The organism is Buttiauxella ferragutiae (genome assembly GCF_022637515.1).
In the GTDB taxonomy this organism is placed as follows: Bacteria; Pseudomonadota; Gammaproteobacteria; order Enterobacterales; family Enterobacteriaceae; genus Buttiauxella; species Buttiauxella ferragutiae.
Genome location: NZ_CP093332.1, coordinates 689648 through 708312, shown reverse-complemented (window position 1 = coordinate 708312; position 18665 = coordinate 689648). Strand labels below are relative to the sequence as shown.

Annotated in this window: 16 protein-coding genes; 4 read left to right on the top strand and 12 right to left on the bottom strand. The window is 50.8% G+C overall.

The window, feature by feature from the left end; genetic code table 11:
• Positions 1–89 precede the first annotated feature (89 nt).
• Genes ispH through ribF form a run of 5 tightly spaced genes read right to left on the bottom strand, consistent with a single transcriptional unit; the run spans position 90 to position 5775 of the window.
• Positions 90–1037, bottom strand: a complete 948-nt coding sequence (gene ispH, locus MNO13_RS03295) for a 4-hydroxy-3-methylbut-2-enyl diphosphate reductase (RefSeq protein WP_121814878.1) — start codon at positions 1035–1037, stop codon at positions 90–92.
• A complete protein-coding gene (gene fkpB / locus MNO13_RS03290) occupies positions 1018–1488 on the bottom strand; it encodes an FKBP-type peptidyl-prolyl cis-trans isomerase (protein WP_064513795.1) in 471 nt (156 codons plus the stop codon). The genes ispH and fkpB overlap by 20 nt, the downstream gene beginning before the upstream one ends.
• A gap of 3 nt (positions 1489–1491) precedes the next feature.
• Positions 1492–1998: a signal peptidase II gene (gene lspA / locus MNO13_RS03285; protein ID WP_064543410.1), complete on the bottom strand. Its 507-nt coding sequence runs from the start codon at positions 1996–1998 to the stop codon at positions 1492–1494.
• Positions 1998–4814, bottom strand: a complete 2817-nt coding sequence (gene ileS, locus MNO13_RS03280) for an isoleucine--tRNA ligase (protein WP_232886410.1) — start codon at positions 4812–4814, stop codon at positions 1998–2000. The genes lspA and ileS overlap by 1 nt, the downstream gene beginning before the upstream one ends.
• Positions 4815–4842: 28 nt before the next feature.
• Positions 4843–5775, bottom strand: a complete 933-nt coding sequence (ribF, locus tag MNO13_RS03275; protein WP_241939522.1) for a bifunctional riboflavin kinase/FAD synthetase — start codon at positions 5773–5775, stop codon at positions 4843–4845.
• A gap of 326 nt (positions 5776–6101) precedes the next feature.
• Here ribF and rpsT point away from each other — a divergent pair, with 326 nt between their 5' ends.
• Entirely contained in the window at positions 6102–6365 is a 264-nt protein-coding gene (gene rpsT, locus MNO13_RS03270) for a 30S ribosomal protein S20 (protein WP_034459390.1), read from the top strand.
• Between the two features lie 61 nt (positions 6366–6426).
• Here the strand turns inward: rpsT and nhaR are convergent, their stop codons facing one another.
• From nhaR to dnaK, 4 genes are all read right to left on the bottom strand, one after another.
• A complete protein-coding gene (gene nhaR, locus MNO13_RS03265) occupies positions 6427–7320 on the bottom strand; it encodes a transcriptional activator NhaR (protein WP_064543405.1) in 894 nt (297 codons plus the stop codon).
• Positions 7321–7386: 66 nt separating this feature from the next.
• The gene (gene nhaA, locus MNO13_RS03260; protein ID WP_064543403.1) at positions 7387–8565 is read right to left on the bottom strand and encodes a Na+/H+ antiporter NhaA; all 1179 of its coding nucleotides are present in this window, start codon (positions 8563–8565) and stop codon (positions 7387–7389) included.
• Between the two features lie 220 nt (positions 8566–8785).
• The gene (gene dnaJ / locus MNO13_RS03255; protein ID WP_064543401.1) at positions 8786–9925 is read right to left on the bottom strand and encodes a molecular chaperone DnaJ; all 1140 of its coding nucleotides are present in this window, start codon (positions 9923–9925) and stop codon (positions 8786–8788) included.
• Positions 9926–10139: 214 nt separating this feature from the next.
• Positions 10140–12059: a molecular chaperone DnaK gene (gene dnaK / locus MNO13_RS03250; protein ID WP_064543399.1), complete on the bottom strand. Its 1920-nt coding sequence runs from the start codon at positions 12057–12059 to the stop codon at positions 10140–10142.
• Between the two features lie 298 nt (positions 12060–12357).
• Here dnaK and satP point away from each other — a divergent pair, with 298 nt between their 5' ends.
• Complete coding sequence (gene satP, locus MNO13_RS03245) at positions 12358–12924, top strand: acetate uptake transporter (protein WP_064543398.1); 567 nt, start codon at positions 12358–12360, stop codon at positions 12922–12924.
• Between the two features lie 54 nt (positions 12925–12978).
• Here satP and MNO13_RS03240 read toward each other — a convergent pair whose 3' ends face one another.
• The 3 genes from MNO13_RS03240 to tal all read right to left on the bottom strand — a co-directional run bounded on the left by MNO13_RS03240 (position 12979) and on the right by tal (position 16081).
• A complete protein-coding gene (locus MNO13_RS03240) occupies positions 12979–14304 on the bottom strand; it encodes an MFS transporter (RefSeq protein ID WP_064543560.1) in 1326 nt (441 codons plus the stop codon).
• A gap of 125 nt (positions 14305–14429) precedes the next feature.
• Positions 14430–15017, bottom strand: coding sequence for a molybdopterin adenylyltransferase (gene mog, locus MNO13_RS03235; RefSeq protein ID WP_237930064.1), 588 nt, complete (start codon positions 15015–15017; stop codon positions 14430–14432).
• Between the two features lie 110 nt (positions 15018–15127).
• Positions 15128–16081, bottom strand: a complete 954-nt coding sequence (gene tal / locus MNO13_RS03230) for a transaldolase (protein ID WP_241939521.1) — start codon at positions 16079–16081, stop codon at positions 15128–15130.
• A gap of 216 nt (positions 16082–16297) precedes the next feature.
• Here tal and MNO13_RS03225 point away from each other — a divergent pair, with 216 nt between their 5' ends.
• The gene (locus MNO13_RS03225) at positions 16298–17743 is read left to right on the top strand and encodes an alanine/glycine:cation symporter family protein (protein ID WP_064543394.1); all 1446 of its coding nucleotides are present in this window, start codon (positions 16298–16300) and stop codon (positions 17741–17743) included.
• Between the two features lie 86 nt (positions 17744–17829).
• Positions 17830–18603, top strand: coding sequence for a peroxide stress protein YaaA (gene yaaA, locus MNO13_RS03220; RefSeq protein ID WP_064543393.1), 774 nt, complete (start codon positions 17830–17832; stop codon positions 18601–18603).
• Positions 18604–18665: the final 62 nt, after the last annotated feature.

Genomic DNA, 18665 nt, shown 5'->3' with positions numbered 1-18665 from the left:
CTTCGTAGGTCGGATAAGCGCAGCGTCATCCGACACTTTTATCTGCAATAACAGGCGTAAATGGTGGATGACGCTACCGCTTATCCACCCTACACTTCTTTCACATCCACACGCAGCTCACGCGGAACTTCGAAAACGATGTTTTCTTCGCGCCCTACCAGTTCACGGGTGTCGCTACCGCCGAGTTCACGCAGGCGAGCCAGAACGTTTTGCACCAGAATGTCGGGGGCTGATGCCCCTGCCGTCACCCCAACACAAATAGCGTCTTTTACCCACTCTTCCTGGATGTCCGCTGCGTCGTCAATCAGGTACGCCGCTTTGCCCATGCGTTGCGCCAGTTCAGCAAGACGGTTGGAGTTGGACGAGTTTTTCGAGCCAACTACCAGCACCACATCTGCTTCGTCAGCCAACGCACGGACCGCTTCCTGGCGGTTGGTGGTGGCGTAGCAAATGTCGTCTTTACGCGGACCGATAATATTCGGGAAGCGGGTACGCAGCGCGTCAATCACGTCAGAAGTGTCATCTACAGAGAGTGTGGTCTGGGTCATAAACGAAAGTTTATTTTCGTTTTTCACATCCAGCTTGCTGACATCTTCCGGCGATTCCACCAGGTACATGCCCCCTTTCGGGTTACTGTACTGGCCCATGGTGCCCTCCACTTCCGGATGGCCAGCATGGCCAATCAGAATGGATTCCTCACCACGACGACTGGCGCGAGCCACTTCCATATGCACTTTGGTCACCAACGGGCAGGTCGCATCAAACACCGTTAAATCACGGCCTTTGGCTTCACTGCGTACTGCTTGAGAAACACCATGTGCTGAGAAAATCAGGATTGCGCCATCAGGCACTTCACTGATCTGCTCGATGAAAATCGCCCCGCGTTCCCGCAGGCTATCAACCACGTAACGGTTGTGCACCACTTCGTGACGGACATAAATCGGCGCGCCGTATATGGCCAGCGCGTTTTCAACAATGCTGATAGCGCGGTCTACCCCGGCACAAAAGCCACGAGGGTTAGCCAACAGGATCTGCATTCAACGCCTCCAGTACCGGGTCAATTTCCAGTACTTCGATATCAAAATGAATGGTTTGCCCGGCAAGTGGGTGGTTAAAGTCAACGGTGATGGAATCGCCGTTAACTTCACGTACTACACCTGGCATCTCGCTGCCATCCATTGCAGTAAACAACATAATGGCACCCGGTACCGGTTCACCCGCGTCAATAAATTCACGACGAGAGAAATACTGGATCATGTCCGGGCTTGGAATACCAAACGCCGATTCCGGTGCCAGAGAGAACGCTTTTTTGTCCCCTGCTTTCAAACCGACTAGCTGGTCTTCCATGCCTGGCGACAGTGTTTCGTCACCCAGCGTGAAGAGTGCCGGTTTGCCGTTGTTGCGGGTCGACTCGGCGGTGGAGCCATCTTCGAGTTTCAGCGTGAAATGCACGAAAACTCTGCTATTAGCCTGGATAGACTCAGCCATGGGTTACCCTTTTTGCTTAGCGGGCTTGTCGGAGGAGACAAAGAACCCCTCCAGAACAATCAGCGCCGCACCGATACAGATAGCCGTATCGGCCAGATTAAACGTGGCGAAGTGCCAGTCGCCGACATAGAAATCGATCATGTCGACCACAAAGCCATGCCATAAACGGTCAAACAAGTTGCCGAGTGCGCCGCCGATGATTAAAGCATAGGCGATGTTATGCAGCTTCTGCGTCGCTTTTGAGCGATACATCATTACCGCTAAAATCACGCATATGCCGATAGCAATACCCGCAAAGAACCAGCGCTGCCAGCCGCCTTTATCCGCAAGGAAACTAAACGCAGCGCCGTAGTTACGGGCGTAGTGCAGATTCAGCGATGGGAACAGGGATACGGTGTCCCCCAGCATGAAATGCTGGAGGATCAGGTATTTGCTGCCAAGATCGATGATCAGTACCACCACCACAAGCCACAGCCAGCTCAGGCCGGTCGAACAAATCGATTTACTCATCAGGCAAATTTACGCTTTTCGCCGTCACCGGCTACGTTAGTTACACAGCGGCCACAGATTTCTGCGTGTTCCGCCACCAGGCCGACGTCGGTGGTGTAATGCCAGCAACGCGGGCATTTTTCACCGTCAGCTTTACGCAGAGCAACTTTCAATCCTTTGAGGATTTCGCTTTGCTGCGCGTCTTCAGTTGCCTGTGCATAATCGGCAACTGCTGCACCCGAGGTCAACAAGACAAATCGCAATTCATCACCGAGGCTGTTGAGCTTCGCTGCCAGTTCGCTGTCGGCAAACAGAGTCACATCAGCTTCCAGAGAACCGCCCACACGCTTATCAGCACGTGCTTGTTCGATAACTTTGTTCACTTCGCCACGCACGGTTAACAGCGTGTCCCAGTAATCATTGTTCATCGTTTCGCTGTCAGCCAGACCGAACAGACCTTCGTACCATTCACCGGTGAAGACATATTTCTCACGGTTGCCTGGCAGGAACGCCCAGATTTCATCGGCGGTGAAGGACATGATAGGTGCCATCCAGCGAACCAGCGCTTCTGCAATGTGGAACAGAGCGGTCTGGCAGCTACGACGCGCTACGCTGTCGGACTTCGCAGTGTACTGGCGGTCTTTGATGATATCGAGATAGAACGAGCCCATTTCGATGGAGCAGAAACGCATCAGGCGTTGCACAACTTCGTGGAAATCGTAGTTTTCATAAGCGGCAAGGATATCGGCTTGTGCTTCTTGCGCACAGCTGACGGCCCAGCGATCCAGTACAACCATTTCTTCCGGTTTCACCATATCGGTTTCTGGATTGAAACCATTAAGGTTCGCCAGCAGGAAACGCGCGGTGTTACGGATACGACGATAAGAGTCGGCAGCACGTTTCAGGATCTCATCGGACACAGCAATTTCGCCGGTGTAATCCGTTGATGCTACCCACAGACGCAGAATATCGGCGCCCAATTTGTTCATCACGTCCTGCGGAGAAACGGTGTTACCGATGGATTTAGACATTTTGCGGCCCTGACCATCAACGGTGAAACCGTGAGTCAGTACCTGGCGGTAAGGCGCTTTGCCTTTCATCGCTGTCGAAATCATCAGTGAAGACATGAACCAGCCGCGATGCTGATCCGAACCTTCCAGATACATGTCTGCCGCGTGGCCGCTGAATTCAGGGCGCACATCAACAACCGATGAATGCGTTGAACCGGAGTCGAACCACACATCTAAAGTGTCTGGCACTTTGGTGTAGTTATCAGCGTCGTCACCAAGGATGTCGCGCGGGTCGAGATCCCACCACGCCTGGATGCCGTCTTGTTCAACACGCTTCGCCACTTCTTCCATCAGTTCCAGCGTGCGCGGGTGCAGCTCTTCAGTGTCTTTGTGGACGAACATCGACATCGGCACGCCCCATGTACGCTGGCGAGAGATACACCAGTCCGGGCGGTTAGCGACCATTGATTCAATACGCGCCTGACCCCAGTCTGGGATCCACTGCACGCCTTTGATCTCTTTCAGAGACTGCGCGCGCAGGCCTTTTTGATCCATGCTGATGAACCACTGCGGAGTGGCACGGAAGATGATTGGCGTTTTGTGACGCCAGCAGTGCGGGTAGCTGTGCAGCAGTTTTTCAACGTGCAGCAAGACGCCTTTATCACGCAGGATGTTAACGATCAGGTCGTTAGCTTTAAACACCTGAACGCCATCCAGACCTTCATAGGTACCAGGCAGGTAGCAACCGTCCGGGCCAACCGGGTTGGCAATTTCCAGATTGTATTTCTGGCTGATAACGTAGTCGTCAGGACCGTGACCACCAGCTGTGTGCACCGCACCAGTACCGGCTTCAAGGGTTACGTGCTCACCCAGAATAGCTGGCACGTCGAAATCTAAGAACGGATGCTTGAAGCGCAATAATTCCAGGTCTGCGCCTTTGGCAGTACCCAGAACTGTCCACTCGACGATTGCCGCGCTCTTCATTACGCTTTCGAGCAAGTCTTTGGCGACGATCAGCGTCTGGCCATCAACCTGCACCAGCACATATTCGAATTCTGCGTTCAGAGAAACTGCGCGGTTAGCAGGCAGCGTCCACGGAGTGGTGGTCCAGATAACCATCGAAACTGGGCCATTAACTTGCGTGGCACCGAATTTCGCTTTCACGGCATCAGCATCGACAGCCTGGAAGTTAACGAAGATAGAAGGAGAGGTTTTGTCGTAATACTCAACTTCCGCTTCAGCCAGGGCCGAACGACAGTCGACGCACCAGTGCACAGGTTTAGCCCCTTTATGCAGGTGGCCGTTACCGACGATTTTACCCAGCGCACGAATGATGTTCGCTTCGGTTTTGAAATCCATGGTCAGGTAAGGACGTGACCAGTCGCCCAGCACACCCAGACGGATAAAGTCGGCACGTTGGCCATCAACCTGCTCTGCGGCGTATTTGCGGCACGCCGCACGGAATTCAGCGGCGGAGACTTTCTCACCCGGTTTGCCAATCAGCTGTTCTACTTTCAGCTCGATTGGCAGACCGTGGCAGTCCCAACCTGGAACATACGGCGAGTCAAAACCAGAAAGCCCTTTGGACTTAACGATAATGTCTTTCAGAATCTTGTTAACGGAGTGACCAATGTGAATGCTGCCGTTCGCGTATGGAGGGCCATCATGCAGAATGAAGGATTTTTTGCCTTTCTTTGCATTACGGATGATGCCGTACAGGTCATCATCATTCCAGCGAGCCAGCATGCCCGGTTCACGTTTAGCGAGATCGCCACGCATCGGGAACCCTGTTTCCGGCAAATTCAGGGTAGATTTAAAGTCACTCATTAGATTCTCGGTTCCGTAGTTAGCTTGCTCAGGTCTTAGACCCAAAAAATTCGCGGGTGGTTACCACATCTTTGGCGATTTGCGCTTTCAGTTCATCAAGTGAAGCAAACCGTTGTTCATTGCGTATTTTTTTACGCAGCACCACATCTATATGGTGCCCATATAAGTCCATTGCAACGTCCAGCAAATGGACTTCCAGCTGTTGGCGCAGACCCGACACCGTTGGCCGCGTGCCTATATTGGCAACGCCCGGCAGCAGTTTATCGCCAAGGCCTGCGACTTCTACCGCAAACACCCCTTTTACCGGGGAAACCTGACGACGCAACGGTAAATTCGCCGTTGGGAAACCAATGGTTCTTCCCAGTTCATCACCGTGGACAACTCGCCCGGAGATGCTAAACGGATGACCCAGTAAACTTTCGGCAAGTGCTAAGTCGTCTTCAGCCAGAGCCTGACGCACCGCTGTGCTGCTGATGCGCACACCGCCTTCACAGAAAGTTTGCGTACTGGTGACGTCAAAGCCATATTCAACGCCTGCCTTCTGTAATAACAAGAAATCCCCCTGGCGACCAGCACCAAAGCGGAAATCATCCCCCACCGCGAGAAATTTTACCCCGAGGCGGTTGACCAACAGATCGCTGACGAAGTTTTGCGCAGTGAAGGCAGCAAAACGACGATCGAAGCGCACGCACAGCACGTAGTCCACACCACATTCGGCCAGATAACGCAGCTTTTCGCGCAGACGTGTCAGGCGCGCAGGAGCCTTATCGCCCGCGAACAACTCAAGCGGTTGCGGTTCAAAGATCATGACCATCACCGGCAGATTGCGCGCACGCCCTTGGGCACATAGCCCTTTTAACAGGGACTTGTGGCCTCGATGAACACCATCAAAATTACCAATGGTGAGGACACACCCGTGGTGGTTCTGGCGTAGATTATGTATGCCGCGTATCAGCTTCATGGCTGGCTCAAGACAGTGGAAATCGGCGGATTATATCAATTACCGCGGTGAAGGTTAACCGGCGATTGTACCCTTAGACATAAAGCATTAAGGATTTCATCGAACTGGCACTGAGTTTCTACATAGATGCGCATCACTGGACGATTTTTGTTGCTTAAAGCTGTATTCATGACCATGAAGCTGTTAGAATCCGCGCCATCACAACGTAAGAGGCACCGAAAATTTAACGGCGCTTATTTGCACAAATCCATTGACAAAAGAAGGCTAAGAGGGCATATTCCTCGGCCTTTGAATTGTCTACACAGATCATATTTGGGAGTTGGACCTTGGCTAATATCAAATCAGCTAAGAAACGTGCTGTACAGTCTGAAAAGGCTCGTAAGCACAACGCAAGCCGTCGCTCTATGATGCGTACTTTCATCAAGAAAGTATACGCAGCGATTGAAACTGGCGACAAAGCTGCTGCACAGAAAGCATTTAACGAAATGCAACCAATCGTGGATCGTCAGGCTAGCAAAGGTCTGATCCACAAAAACAAAGCTGCGCGCCATAAGGCTAACCTTGTAGCGCAAATCAACAAACTGGCTTAATTGCCAACTTGTTGTTAGCTTAAAAAAAACCGGCTTATGCCGGTTTTTTTATGTCTGCAATTCAGGCCTCTTTGAACAGGGCTGAGTAATCACGGTTACATACGCGCTGAACCGCCGGATGCTGAATCATACGTTCGGCAAATATCGCGTGATATTCTTCCATCACATTCTCAACGCGCCCGATTTCAACAATGCTCTCATCTTTGTAGGTGTCTTCACCGTAAAGCGTCGGTGCGACAAATATCGCATTGTGTGCCGCACCAAAGGCTTTCATTAGCGCCGCATCATCAAACTCACCCAGAATTTCGACGTTCAGTCCTTGAGTGTTAATCCAGTTCAGGATCTTGCGCCCTAACATTGAACGACGGCCAGGAATCAGCAACCGTCGGGTTTCAAGGCATGCAGGGAAAGGTAAATCGGGTACTGGATTCTGGCTCCAGAAGCTAATGCCGCATTCGCCAATTTTCACCGAGAACAGCCCTTCTTGCTGAGTTGAGTCAATCGGGCAATCCGAGATAATCATATCGAGTTTATGCTGGCTGAGTTGCTCAAGCAGCATTTCGTGAGTTGATTCGAAACAGCGCAGGTGGATTTGCTCATCTTCAACGACAGCCGCATCAAGCACACCACTCACCAGGCGTTTTGACAACGCATCCGCAATACCCACATCAAACAACAAGCTGGACTCTTTGCGATAGTTAACGATATCCAGCATTTCCTGGCTTAAAGTAAACATACGATCCGCATAACGGAAAACGAGCTGCCCCAATTCAGAAGGCACCAGGCCACGGCCCTGACGGCGGAAGAGTTTACCTTGCAGGCGTTCTTCTAATGCTTTGATCTGACCGGTGATGGTCTGCGGCGTTAAATAAAGTGCTTCCGCAGCTCCAACAACTGAACCTTCTTTGCAAACATGCCAGAAGTAGTAGAGATGATTGTAATTGATGTGTGACATACGGTTTTCGCTCCCTGATCAACAGTCCATGAGATAACGGCTCCTGAGGAGCCGTTAGTGGAAATATTAATTGTGTTGGTGTTGTGGGCTGAAGCGGCTTCTCAACATCCAGTAGCCAACCACAGCCGAGAACAGCGACCCCAACAGAATACCCAGTTTCGCCCAGGTAATGAGTGCCGGGTCAGCGCCATCAAACGCCAGTGAAGCGATGAAGATAGACATCGTGAAACCAATGCCACACAGTACGCCCACCGCCATAATTTCCTTGCACGTCGTCCCTTCTGGCAAGGTCGCCAACTTCAATTTGAGAGCCGCCCAGCAAAACAGGCTAATACCCAGCGGCTTGCCGATAAACAGACCCGCCATAATTCCCATTGGTAGCAGTGAGGTCAACCCTGCAAATGTGACTCCACTTAACGACACACCGGCATTGGCGAAAGCAAACAGCGGCAGAATCAAGAACGCGACCCAAGGATGAAGCACATGCTCGAGTTCTTTTGCTGGGGAACGGCCTTTTTCGTCTTTGAGCGGAATAAGGAAACCAATAATTACCCCAGCAAGCGTTGCGTGTACGCCCGATTTTAACACCGCCGTCCATAACACTACGCCGACCAAAATGTACAGCCCGGTGCGACGTACGTTGAAGATATTCAGTAATGCCAGAACTGCGATAGCACCTGCTGCAACAGCCAACGAAAGCATAGAAAGATCATTGGTGTAGAACAGGGCAATGATAACAATCGCGCCCAGGTCATCGATGATAGCCAGTGCCATCAGGAATACTTTCAATGCTACCGGCACTCGATTGCCCAGCAACGCCAGAATACCCAGCGCGAAGGCAATATCTGTTGCTGCGGGAATCGCCCAACCTTCACGAGTGATTGGGTCCTGGAAGTTGAACAACAGGTAAATTGCCGCAGGGACAACCATCCCCCCCAGAGCAGCAATGACCGGGAATGACGCCTGGCGCATGCTGGCAAGCGATCCACTCACCATTTCGCGTTTTACTTCAAGGCCAATCATCAGAAAGAAGATCGCCATCAACGCATCATTCACCCACAACAACAGGTTTTTACTGATATCCAGTGAACCGATGCGAACTTCAACCGGTGTATTCAGAAATGATTGATACAACTCGCTGGTGGAACCCAGATTAGCAAGAACCATTGCCAGAACTGCTGCAAGGATTAAAAAGATACCGCTTGAGGCATCGCTATGGAAAAAGCGTTTTAGTTTTTTTGTCATTATTTCACCCAACTTATTTTTACTGCCTTAAACATTTAGGGCATTAATATGTATTAAGCATAACCCAACCAATACCTCGATAAAAGTAGATTATATGTCACGAATAACTCGAAAAAATCGAATTTGAATGTTAATTGAGCTAATCAAATTCGGCGCATAAAAAAGCCTGAATCAAAAATATTCGATTCAGGCTTTGGCGCTACACAAAGGAGTGTGAAGTTTAGCGGGTTAAGTCATCAAAGAATTTCTTCACGCCATCAAAGAAATTCTTTGAACGCGGACTGTTCTTTTCACCGCTTGGCCCACCAAAACTTTCAGCCAGATCGCGCAGCAACTGCTTCTGCTTTTCGTTCAGGCTGACAGGTGTTTCCACCACAACGCGGCATAACAGGTCGCCCTGAGCCCCGCCACGTACGGATTTCACCCCTTTGCCACGCATTCTGAACAATTTGCCAGTTTGCGTTTCACCAGGTACTTTCAGGTTCACACGACCATCCAGGGTTGGCACTTCAATCTCACCACCCAACGCCGCCATTGCAAAGTTAATTGGCACTTCGCAATACAGGTTATTGCCTTCACGCTCAAAGATTGGGTGCTGTTTGACCTGAACCTGAACGTACAAATCACCTGATGGTGCTCCGTGTTCGCCTGCTTCACCTTCACCAGCAAGACGAATACGATCGCCGGTATCCACGCCCGCCGGGATCTTCACGGACAGGGTTTTGGTTTTTTCTACACGACCATGGCCATGGCAGGTATTGCACGGATCTTTAATAATCGAACCACGACCCTGGCAGTGCGGGCAGCTTTGCTGCACTGTGAAGAAGCCCTGGCGCATCTGCACCTGGCCTTGCCCATGACAAGTCGGGCAAGTCTGCGGTTTAGATCCCGCTTTCGCGCCGCTACCGTGGCAAACGCCACACTCTTCGAGTGTTGGAATGCGGATCTCTTTGGTGACGCCACGAACCGCTTCTTCCAGCGTTAAGTCCATGTTGTAGCGTAAATCGGCACCACGGGAAGCGCGTTGACGACGGCCACCACCGAAGATATCGCCGAATACGTCGCCAAAGATATCGCCGAAGTCAGCACCACCGCCACCAAATCCGCCGTGACCGCCGCCACCCATACCACCCTGTTCAAACGCGGCATGACCATACTGGTCGTAGGCTGCACGTTTTTGTTCGTCGGTAAGGATTTCGTAGGCTTCTTTAATTTCTTTAAACTTCGCCTCGGACTCTTTGTCACCCTGATTACGATCCGGGTGGAACTTCATTGCCAGGCGTTTATAGGCTTTCTTGATTTCACGCTCTTCCGCGTTTTTCGGAACGCCTAAAACCTCGTAATAGTCTCTCTTCGCCATCTTTTTTGTCTGCCCCTAACATGCGGGCACGGGCGCAGAGGAAAACCTCAACGCCCGTGCCAGTTACCAACCGCTCTATTCATCATTCTTCGAGCTGCAGGGGTGTTGGCTGCGCTCATTCACCCCAGTCACTTACTTTAGTAAGCTCCTGGGGATTCACTCCCTTGCCGCCTACCTGCAACTCGAATTATTTCGAATATGAATAAAAGGGCGATTATTTTTTGTCTTTAACTTCTTCGAACTCAGCGTCAACAACGTCGTCGTCTTTGCCAGCTGCGTTGCCAGCATCAGTCGCGTTACCCGCTTGTTGTTCAGCGTGCTGTGCCTGAGCCAGTTCCATCAGTTTCTGAGAAACTTGCGCCAGAGCCTGCATTTTCGCTTCGATGTCAGCTTTGTCTTCGCCTTTCAAAGAAGTTTCCAGCGCGCTCAATGCAGACTCAATAGCAGTTTTGTCGTCAGCTGGCAGTTTGTCGCCCGCTTCTTCAACTTGCTTACGAGTGCTGTGCATCAGGTGGTCACCCTGGTTGCGAGTCTGAACCAGTTCTTCGAACTTACGGTCAGCTTCGGCGTTAGCTTCTGCATCACGCACCATTTTCTGGATTTCTTCTTCGTTCAGACCAGAAGATGCCTTGATAGTAATCTTCTGTTCTTTACCGCTGTTTTTGTCTTTCGCAGACACGTGCAGAATACCATCCGCATCGATGTCGAAGGTGACTTCGACTTGCGGCATACCACGTGGTGCCGGGCTGATACCATCCAGGTTGAACTGACCCAGAGATTTGTTATCAGCTGCACGTTTACGCTCACCCTGAATCACATGGATGGTCACCGCAGACTGGTTGTCTTCAGCGGTAGAGAACACCTGGCTGTGCTTAGTCGGGATTGTGGTGTTTTTGTTGATCAGTGAAGTCATCACACCGCCCATGGTTTCGATACCCAGAGACAACGGGGTAACGTCCAGCAGCAGTACGTCAGTCACGTCACCAGCAAGCACACCACCCTGAACAGCAGCACCGATTGCAACAGCTTCGTCCGGGTTAACGTCTTTACGTGGTTCTTTACCGAAGAACTCAGTCACTTTCTTCTGCACCATTGGCATACGAGTCTGACCACCGACCAGGATAACGTCCTGGATATCGGATACAGACAGGCCAGCATCTTGCAGCGCAACTTTCAGCGGCTCGATAGAACGGTTTACCAGGTCTTCGACCAGGGATTCCAGTTTTGCACGAGTCACTTTGATGTTCATGTGTTTTGGACCAGTTGCATCTGCAGTGATGTACGGCAGATTCACGTCGGTCTGCTGAGCAGAAGACAGCTCAATTTTCGCTTTTTCAGCAGCTTCTTTCAGACGCTGCATAGCCAGTGGATCGTTACGCAGATCGATACCTTGATCTTTCTTGAACTCTTCCACTAAGTAGTTGATCAGACGGCTATCGAAGTCTTCACCACCCAGGTGGGTATCACCGTTGGTTGCCAGAACTTCGAAGGTTTTCTCGCCATCAACTTCGTCGATTTCGATAATAGAGATATCGAAAGTACCACCACCCAAGTCGTAAACCGCGATAGTACGGTTGCCAACTTCTTTATCCAGACCGTAAGCCAGAGCGGCTGCGGTTGGTTCGTTGATGATACGTTTTACTTCCAGACCTGCGATACGGCCAGCATCTTTCGTTGCCTGACGCTGTGCATCGTTGAAGTACGCAGGAACGGTGATAACAGCTTCAGTTACTGGTTCGCCCAGGTAATCTTCAGCGGTTTTCTTCATTTTCTTCAACACTTCAGCAGAGATCTGCGGAGGTGCCATTTTCTGGCCTTTAACGTCAATCCATGCATCGCCGTTATCAGCGCCAATAATTTTGTACGGCATGATGGCTTCATCACGCTGCACTTCTTCATCCTGGAAGCGACGGCCAATCAGGCGTTTGATCGCGAACAGAGTGTTCTGCGGGTTAGTCACTGCCTGACGTTTAGCCGGCTGACCTACCAGAATCTCACCATCCTGCGTATAAGCAATAATAGAAGGAGTGGTGCGGTCGCCCTCGGCGTTCTCCAGCACACGTGCAGTAGTACCATCCATAATTGCTACACAAGAGTTGGTAGTACCCAGGTCGATGCCAATAATTTTACCCATCTAAACGTCTCCACTTAAAATTTGTTCGTCATGTGGTTGTGAACCTGTTATGCGGGCAAACAAGAGTCTTTCAACTGCCCAAACGTGCTTTTTTTGCAGGCTCATCAACTGCGGTTGGATACAAGATGGGGTCACTAAGCTCGCCATCAAGGGGCAAGGTAAAAAAAATTTTCATCTTCACACCTGTTTAGATCATAGACTCGCGCCCTTCACCTGATTATGATGCCGCGCCCCGCTGCCCTTTAGCGGTTATGCGGCGCTCACATATATCCATTTTCAGACGAATTTTAGAGGAACTATGGGCAACACTAAGTTGGCTAATCCAGCTCCCCTGGGCTTGATGGGCTTCGGCATGACCACCATCCTGCTCAACCTGCATAACACCGGCATCTTCCCTATGGATGTCAACATTCTTGCAATGGGTATTTTTTACGGTGGTATCGCGCAAATTTTTGCCGGCCTGCTGGAATTCAAGAAAGGTAATACTTTCGGCCTGACAGCATTCACTTCTTATGGCTCTTTCTGGCTGACTCTGGTCGCCATTCTGATCATGCCTAAGATGGGTCTTGCAGACGCGGCAAACGCACACTTCCTTGGCGCGTATCTCGGCCTGTGGGGTGTCTTCACTCTGTTCATGTTCTTCGGCACCCTGCAAGCTAACCGCATGCTGCAGTTCGTGTTTGCTAGCCTGACAGTTCTGTTTGCCCTACTGGCTATTGGCCACCTGGTTGATAACGAAAGCATCGTGCGCGTTGCGGGTTGGATCGGTCTGGTTTGTGGTGCTAGCGCCATTTACCTGGCGATGGGCGAAGTGCTCAACGAGCAGTTTGGCCGTACCGTGCTGCCAATTGGTGAAAAACACTAATTCCGGCAAGCAACGAGCCAGAAGACAAAAACGCGGAGCCAGGCTCCGCGTTTTTTATGAATGTTGCAGCGGTCTTTCAACCACCTTCCCTTCATGCGTTAAATCATTTCTCAGCCAAATTCCCAGTGCCAGGCCAACCATTGCCAGTGCCAGCACATACCAGGCAGGCGCCATCGGTGATACTGCCGACAACATGGTGACAAAGATAGGTGTCAGACCACCGAAAATGGCATAAGACATATTATAAGAGAACGAAATCCCACTAAACCGCACTTCTGCCGGGAATGCCCTGACCATTACGTATGGCACCGCACCTACCACTCCAACGCTCAAACCAACCAGGCCATATAAGAAGAACAAATATTCAGGATGGCTCGCCGTCAGGTGATAGAACATCCAGCTACAAACCGCCAGCAACACACTACCGATGATAAAGGTCTTGCTGGCACCAATACGGTCGATAATCATCCCGGCTAAGATACACCCGATACACAACATCACAATCGCAATACTGTTTGCCTGAAGCGTCAGTGCTGGCGCGATGCCCAACTGTTTTTGCAACCAGGTTGGCGCCATCAAAATAACCACAACAATTCCTGCAGACAGCAACCAGGTCAGCAGCATCGAAACCACGACAGCCTTTTTATGGTTCACGATGACGGATTTCAACGGCAACTCTTCTGCCAGTGCTTTACGTTGCTGCATCTCAATAAAAATCGGCGTCTCTTGCAACCAGCGGCGCAAGTACATCGCCACCAGCCCGAAAATACCGCCTAAGAAGAACGGAATACGCCAGCCGCCATCATGAATCGCCTGCTGCGTCATCGAAGTATTAATAATGGTGGCGACAACGGAACCCAGCAAAATCCCGGCAGTTAAACCAGCAGTTAACGTGCCACAGGCGATGCCGATACGTTTATAAGGTACGTGCTCGGCAACAAACACCCAGGCGCCCGGCACTTCACCGCCGATTGCCGCCCCTTGAAGAACGCGCATCAACAGCAGTAATACCGGTGCGGCAATGCCGAGAGTTTCGTAGGTCGGCAACATACCAATCGCCAGAGTCGGCAACGCCATCAGCAAAATGCTCAGGGTGAACATTTTTTTGCGTCCCACCAGATCACCAAAGTGCGCCATGATGATGCCACCTAGCGGGCGCGCCAGATAACCCGCAGCAAAGATGCCGAACGTTTGTAGCTGACGTAGCCATTCAGGAATATCCGCGGGGAAGAACAGTGCCCCGACGACGGTGGCAAAGAAGACGAAGATGATGAAGTCGTAGAATTCGAGCGCGCCACCAAGGGCGGCAAGGGTCAGGGTTTTGTAATCCTGACGATTCAGAGGTCTTGTGTGTGGTGTTGACGGCAATTGTTGTGACATAAGAACCTGCGCATAAAGATGAGTGTGGTTTTTAGTTTCCATTTTGCTGTAAAGCAAAACTTACTATAACGTTCCCCACACGACATACCAGAGCCACTACATCTTATGTCACAAACAACCTATTTTTAGATATTTACTTCACGGATTGCACTTTTTGGACGAAAAGATGCTACGACATTCGTATCTGTTTCAATGTAAGGACCATCCAGAAGCTGTATACAATACGGTACACTTGCAAAAATACCCGGTACCACAACTTTGCCATCAGCATCTTTAACGCCTTCAAGCGTTTCTTGAATCGATTTTGGCTGGCCAGGTAAATTGAGGATTAGCGCCTGCTTACGGATAACGCCCACCTGGCGCGAAAGAATCGCCGTTGGCACAAACTGCAGGCTGATCTGGCGCATCTGCTCGCCGAAGCCCGGCATCACACGGTCAGCAATGGCAAGCGTTGCGTCAGGAGTGACATCGCGACGCGCCGGCCCCGTACCACCCGTGGTAAGCACCAAATGACAGGCCATTTCATCCACCAACTCACACAGCGCTTGTTCAATCAGCGGCTGTTCATCAGGGATTAAGCGGGTTTCTATTTGAAAAGGAGTGGTTAAGGTTTTCTCCAGCCAGGCAACGAGCGCCGGAATGCCTTTATCTTGATAAACGCCGCTTGAAGCGCGGTCAGAGATCGAAACTAAGCCAATGCGTAAGGTATTCATATCATTCCCGGGAAATCAGCAAACTTAACGGAATGATACACGGCGAAGGGAATTGCAGACAGGGTGAAACACTAAAAAGCGTGACCGGAACACTCCGGTCACGCCAATGATTACAGCAGGTCGCCGATCATTTTTTCCAGTTTTTCCTGGTCGACAGCAAACTTACGGATGCCGTCAGCCAGTTTATCAACTGCCATTGGATCCTGGTTATGGCTCCACAGGAACTCGGATTCAGTCATACGCTCAGGGCGTGCTTTAACTTCACCGGTGTAAGCCAGTTTACGCTCAACCGCACCTTCGCTTTCAGCCAGCTCTTTGAGCAGAGCAGGCGCGATGGTCAGACGGTCACAACCAGCCAGTTCGATAATCTCGCCCAGGTTACGGAAGCTTGCGCCCATAACGACGGTTTCGTAACCGTGTTGTTTGTAGTACTGGTAGATTTCAGAAACAGAAACCACACCTGGATCTTCGTGCGCAGCGTACTCTTTCTTATCGGTATTGGTTTTGTACCAGTCGAGGATACGGCCCACGAATGGAGAAATCAGGAACACGCCAGCTTCAGCACAAGCACGAGCCTGAGCGAAGGAGAACAGCAGCGTCAGGTTACAGTTGATACCTTCTTGCTCCAGCTGTTCAGCAGCACGAATGCCCTGCCAGGTAGAAGCCAGTTTGATCAGGATACGGTCATTGCTGATGCCCGCATCGTTATACATTTTGATCAGACGTTTTGCTTTGGTGATGCTGGCATCGGTGTCGTAAGACAGACGCGCATCAACTTCAGTAGAAATGCGACCAGGGATCAGTTTGAGGATTTCCAGACCAATATTCACCGCAAGCTTGTCAGTTGCATCCACAACTTGTTGTGCACGATCGCTGCTTTGCTCACGCGCCCATGCAACCGCATCATCAATCAGTTTGCGGTATTCAGGAATTTGCGCAGCGTTCAGGATCAGAGATGGGTTGGTGGTAGCATCTTGCGGTTGATACAGCTTCATTGCCGCAATATCCCCGGTGTCCGCCACAACTGTGGTTAGCTGACGCAGGGAGGTCAATTTATCCGTCATGATAGTGTTTCTCGTTAGGTGTAACTTGTTAGGGGGATGTAACCGGTCTGGCTTGATGATATCACGACGTCATTCAGGCGCAACCGCAGCAACACATCGTCAGGAACTGAACGCGAAACTGATATATTCTGTGTATTATTCGCCTGCAATCTAATGGAACATGCGCAACCACCGCGCATTAGTCGTGCTCGCAGTGCATGTAAACGAGGGATGTTAATGGCCGATTTTTTTATGTTCATCAATGAGATACTGTGGGGTTCTATTCTCATTTATTTATTAGTCGGGGCCGGTATTTGGTTTACCTGGCAATGTGGCTTTGTCCAGTTTCGCTATCTGACCCAGCTTCGCGGTCTCATCCTTACCAATAAAAACGAAGATTCTTCCGGACTTTCCTCATTTCAGGCGCTGTGTACAAGCCTTGCCGCACGCATCGGCAGCGGTAATCTTTCCGGCGTCGCAATTGCACTAACTCTCGGTGGCCCTGGCGCTATTTTTTGGATGTGGGTAGTCGCCATGCTTGGAATGGCAACATCCTTTGCCGAATGTACCCTCGCCCAGCTCTATAAAACCCGTGATAGTGAAGGTAATTACCGTGGTGGCCCCGCCTGGTACATGGAACGCGGGCTTGGAATGCGCTGGATGGGGGTGATGTTTTCCGTCTTCCTGATGGTCGCCTTTGGATTGATTTTCAACGCGGTACAAGCCAACTCCATCGCCAGCGCAGTTAACCATGCTTTCGGGATCCCTAAAACCTGGATTGGCATCGCACTTGTTGTTTTGACGGCTGGCGTGATTTGGGGCGGAATGCGTGGCACTGCGCGTGTCTCCCAATGGCTAGTGCCGTTCATGGCATTTATCTGGGTGTTGATGAGCCTCGTGGTTGTAGCAATGAACATCGAACGCCTGCCTGAAGTCGTTTCACTGGTATTCAGAAGCGCGTTTGGTTGGCAAGAAGCGGCATCGGGTGCGATTGGATTTAGCATCAGCCAGGCCATTACCACCGGTTTTCAGCGAGGAATGTTCTCCAACGAAGCAGGAATGGGTTCATCACCCAACGCCGCAGCCGCAGCAGCCACCTGGCCTCCACACCCCGCCTCGCAAGGGCTGGTGCAAATGTTCGGCGTGTTGATCGATACCATGATCATCTGTACCGCCACCGCGGGAATCATCCTTTTTTCGGGAATTCTGGATACCGCAAATCCACAGATGAATGGTGTTACGCTGGTGCAACAGGGGCTGAGTAATGTGGTCGGTTCATGGGGGGCGGGGTTTATCGCGCTAATTGTGTTGCTGTTTGCCTTCACGTCGATTATCGCCAACTATGCCTACGCAGAAAACAACCTTTTGTTTCTACAAAATAAAAGTCCATTTTCCATCGTGTTATTTCGCTGCATGGCGCTGGTGATGGTGATGTTTGGTACTTTATCTCCGTTGCCGATAGTCTGGCAGATGGCAGATGTGGCAATGGCGTTTATGGCGGTCACTAATCTCACGGCGATTTTATTGCTATCGCCTATCGCACGTGATTTGAGCGCCGATTACCTGCGCCAGTTGCGCCTCGGTATGACGCCGGTTTTCGATCCGAATCGTTTTCCCGAAATTAAAAGCCAACTGGAACCCGGTATTTGGGACAATCACAAGCCACCTGAAACCAGGCGCTAATCGCAACCATTGGCAGATACTTTCAGTAAATTTGCTACCATGTAGCCAAAATATGTCGAGTTACATCGCGGCTGCAAGGAACAGAGATGCTCATACTAATTTCACCTGCAAAAACACTGGATTATCAAAGCGATCTTCCTACCGATCGTTATACTCAGCCAGAACTGCTGGACCATTCGCAGCAGTTGATTGCGGTGGCGCGCAAGCTTAGCGCACCGCAAATTTCGTCATTGATGCACATCAGTGACAAGCTGGCGTCATTGAACGAAACCCGTTTTCATGAATGGCAGCCTGATTTCACACCGCAAAATGCGCGTCAGGCGATTCTGGCGTTCAAAGGCGATGTGTATACCGGATTACAAGCTGAAGAGTTTAGCGACGCAGATTTCGATTTTGCCCAGCAGCATTTACGCATGCTTTCAGGGCTATATGGCGTGTTACGCCCGCTGGATCTGATGCAGCCTTATCGTCTGGAGATGGGCATTAAGCTTGAAAACCCGAAGGGCAAAGATCTGTATCATTTCTGGGGCGACACCATCACCGAAAAGCTGAACCAGGCGCTGGCAGCTCAGGGCGACAATGTGGTGATTAACCTGGCATCAGACGAGTATTACAAGTCGGTAAAACCGAAAAAGCTCAATGCAGAAATCATCAAGCCGGTATTCCTGGATGAGAAGAATGGCAAGTTTAAAGTCATCAGCTTCTATGCCAAGAAAGCGCGTGGTTTGATGAGTCGCTACATCATTGAGAATCGACTCACTAAACCTGAACAACTCACTGGTTTTAACACCGATGGCTACTTCTTTGATGAAGCTGCATCGGGCAAACATGAGTTAGTGTTTAAGCGTCACGAACAGTAAACCTCTTCCCAGGTCGGATAAGCTTGTGTCATCCGACACCACTGGCGTAAATGGTGGATGAC

What these genes read in the sequence shown, in the direction of transcription:
- ispH (WP_121814878.1), bottom strand. Translation starts at nt 1,037, where the DNA reads ATGCAGATCCTGTTGGCTAACCCTCGTGGCTTTTGTGCCGGGGTAGAC.
- fkpB (WP_064513795.1), bottom strand. Translation starts at nt 1,488, where the DNA reads ATGGCTGAGTCTATCCAGGCTAATAGCAGAGTTTTCGTGCATTTCACG.
- lspA (WP_064543410.1), bottom strand. Translation starts at nt 1,998, where the DNA reads ATGAGTAAATCGATTTGTTCGACCGGCCTGAGCTGGCTGTGGCTTGTG.
- ileS (WP_232886410.1), bottom strand. Translation starts at nt 4,814, where the DNA reads ATGAGTGACTTTAAATCTACCCTGAATTTGCCGGAAACAGGGTTCCCG.
- ribF (WP_241939522.1), bottom strand. Translation starts at nt 5,775, where the DNA reads ATGAAGCTGATACGCGGCATACATAATCTACGCCAGAACCACCACGGG.
- nhaR (WP_064543405.1), bottom strand. Translation starts at nt 7,320, where the DNA reads ATGTCACACATCAATTACAATCATCTCTACTACTTCTGGCATGTTTGC.
- nhaA (WP_064543403.1), bottom strand. Translation starts at nt 8,565, where the DNA reads ATGACAAAAAAACTAAAACGCTTTTTCCATAGCGATGCCTCAAGCGGT.
- dnaJ (WP_064543401.1), bottom strand. Translation starts at nt 9,925, where the DNA reads ATGGCGAAGAGAGACTATTACGAGGTTTTAGGCGTTCCGAAAAACGCG.
- dnaK (WP_064543399.1), bottom strand. Translation starts at nt 12,059, where the DNA reads ATGGGTAAAATTATTGGCATCGACCTGGGTACTACCAACTCTTGTGTA.
- satP (WP_064543398.1), top strand. Translation starts at nt 12,358, where the DNA reads ATGGGCAACACTAAGTTGGCTAATCCAGCTCCCCTGGGCTTGATGGGC.
- MNO13_RS03240 (WP_064543560.1), bottom strand. Translation starts at nt 14,304, where the DNA reads ATGTCACAACAATTGCCGTCAACACCACACACAAGACCTCTGAATCGT.
- mog (WP_237930064.1), bottom strand. Translation starts at nt 15,017, where the DNA reads ATGAATACCTTACGCATTGGCTTAGTTTCGATCTCTGACCGCGCTTCA.
- tal (WP_241939521.1), bottom strand. Translation starts at nt 16,081, where the DNA reads ATGACGGATAAATTGACCTCCCTGCGTCAGCTAACCACAGTTGTGGCG.
- MNO13_RS03225 (WP_064543394.1), top strand. Translation starts at nt 16,298, where the DNA reads ATGGCCGATTTTTTTATGTTCATCAATGAGATACTGTGGGGTTCTATT.
- yaaA (WP_064543393.1), top strand. Translation starts at nt 17,830, where the DNA reads ATGCTCATACTAATTTCACCTGCAAAAACACTGGATTATCAAAGCGAT.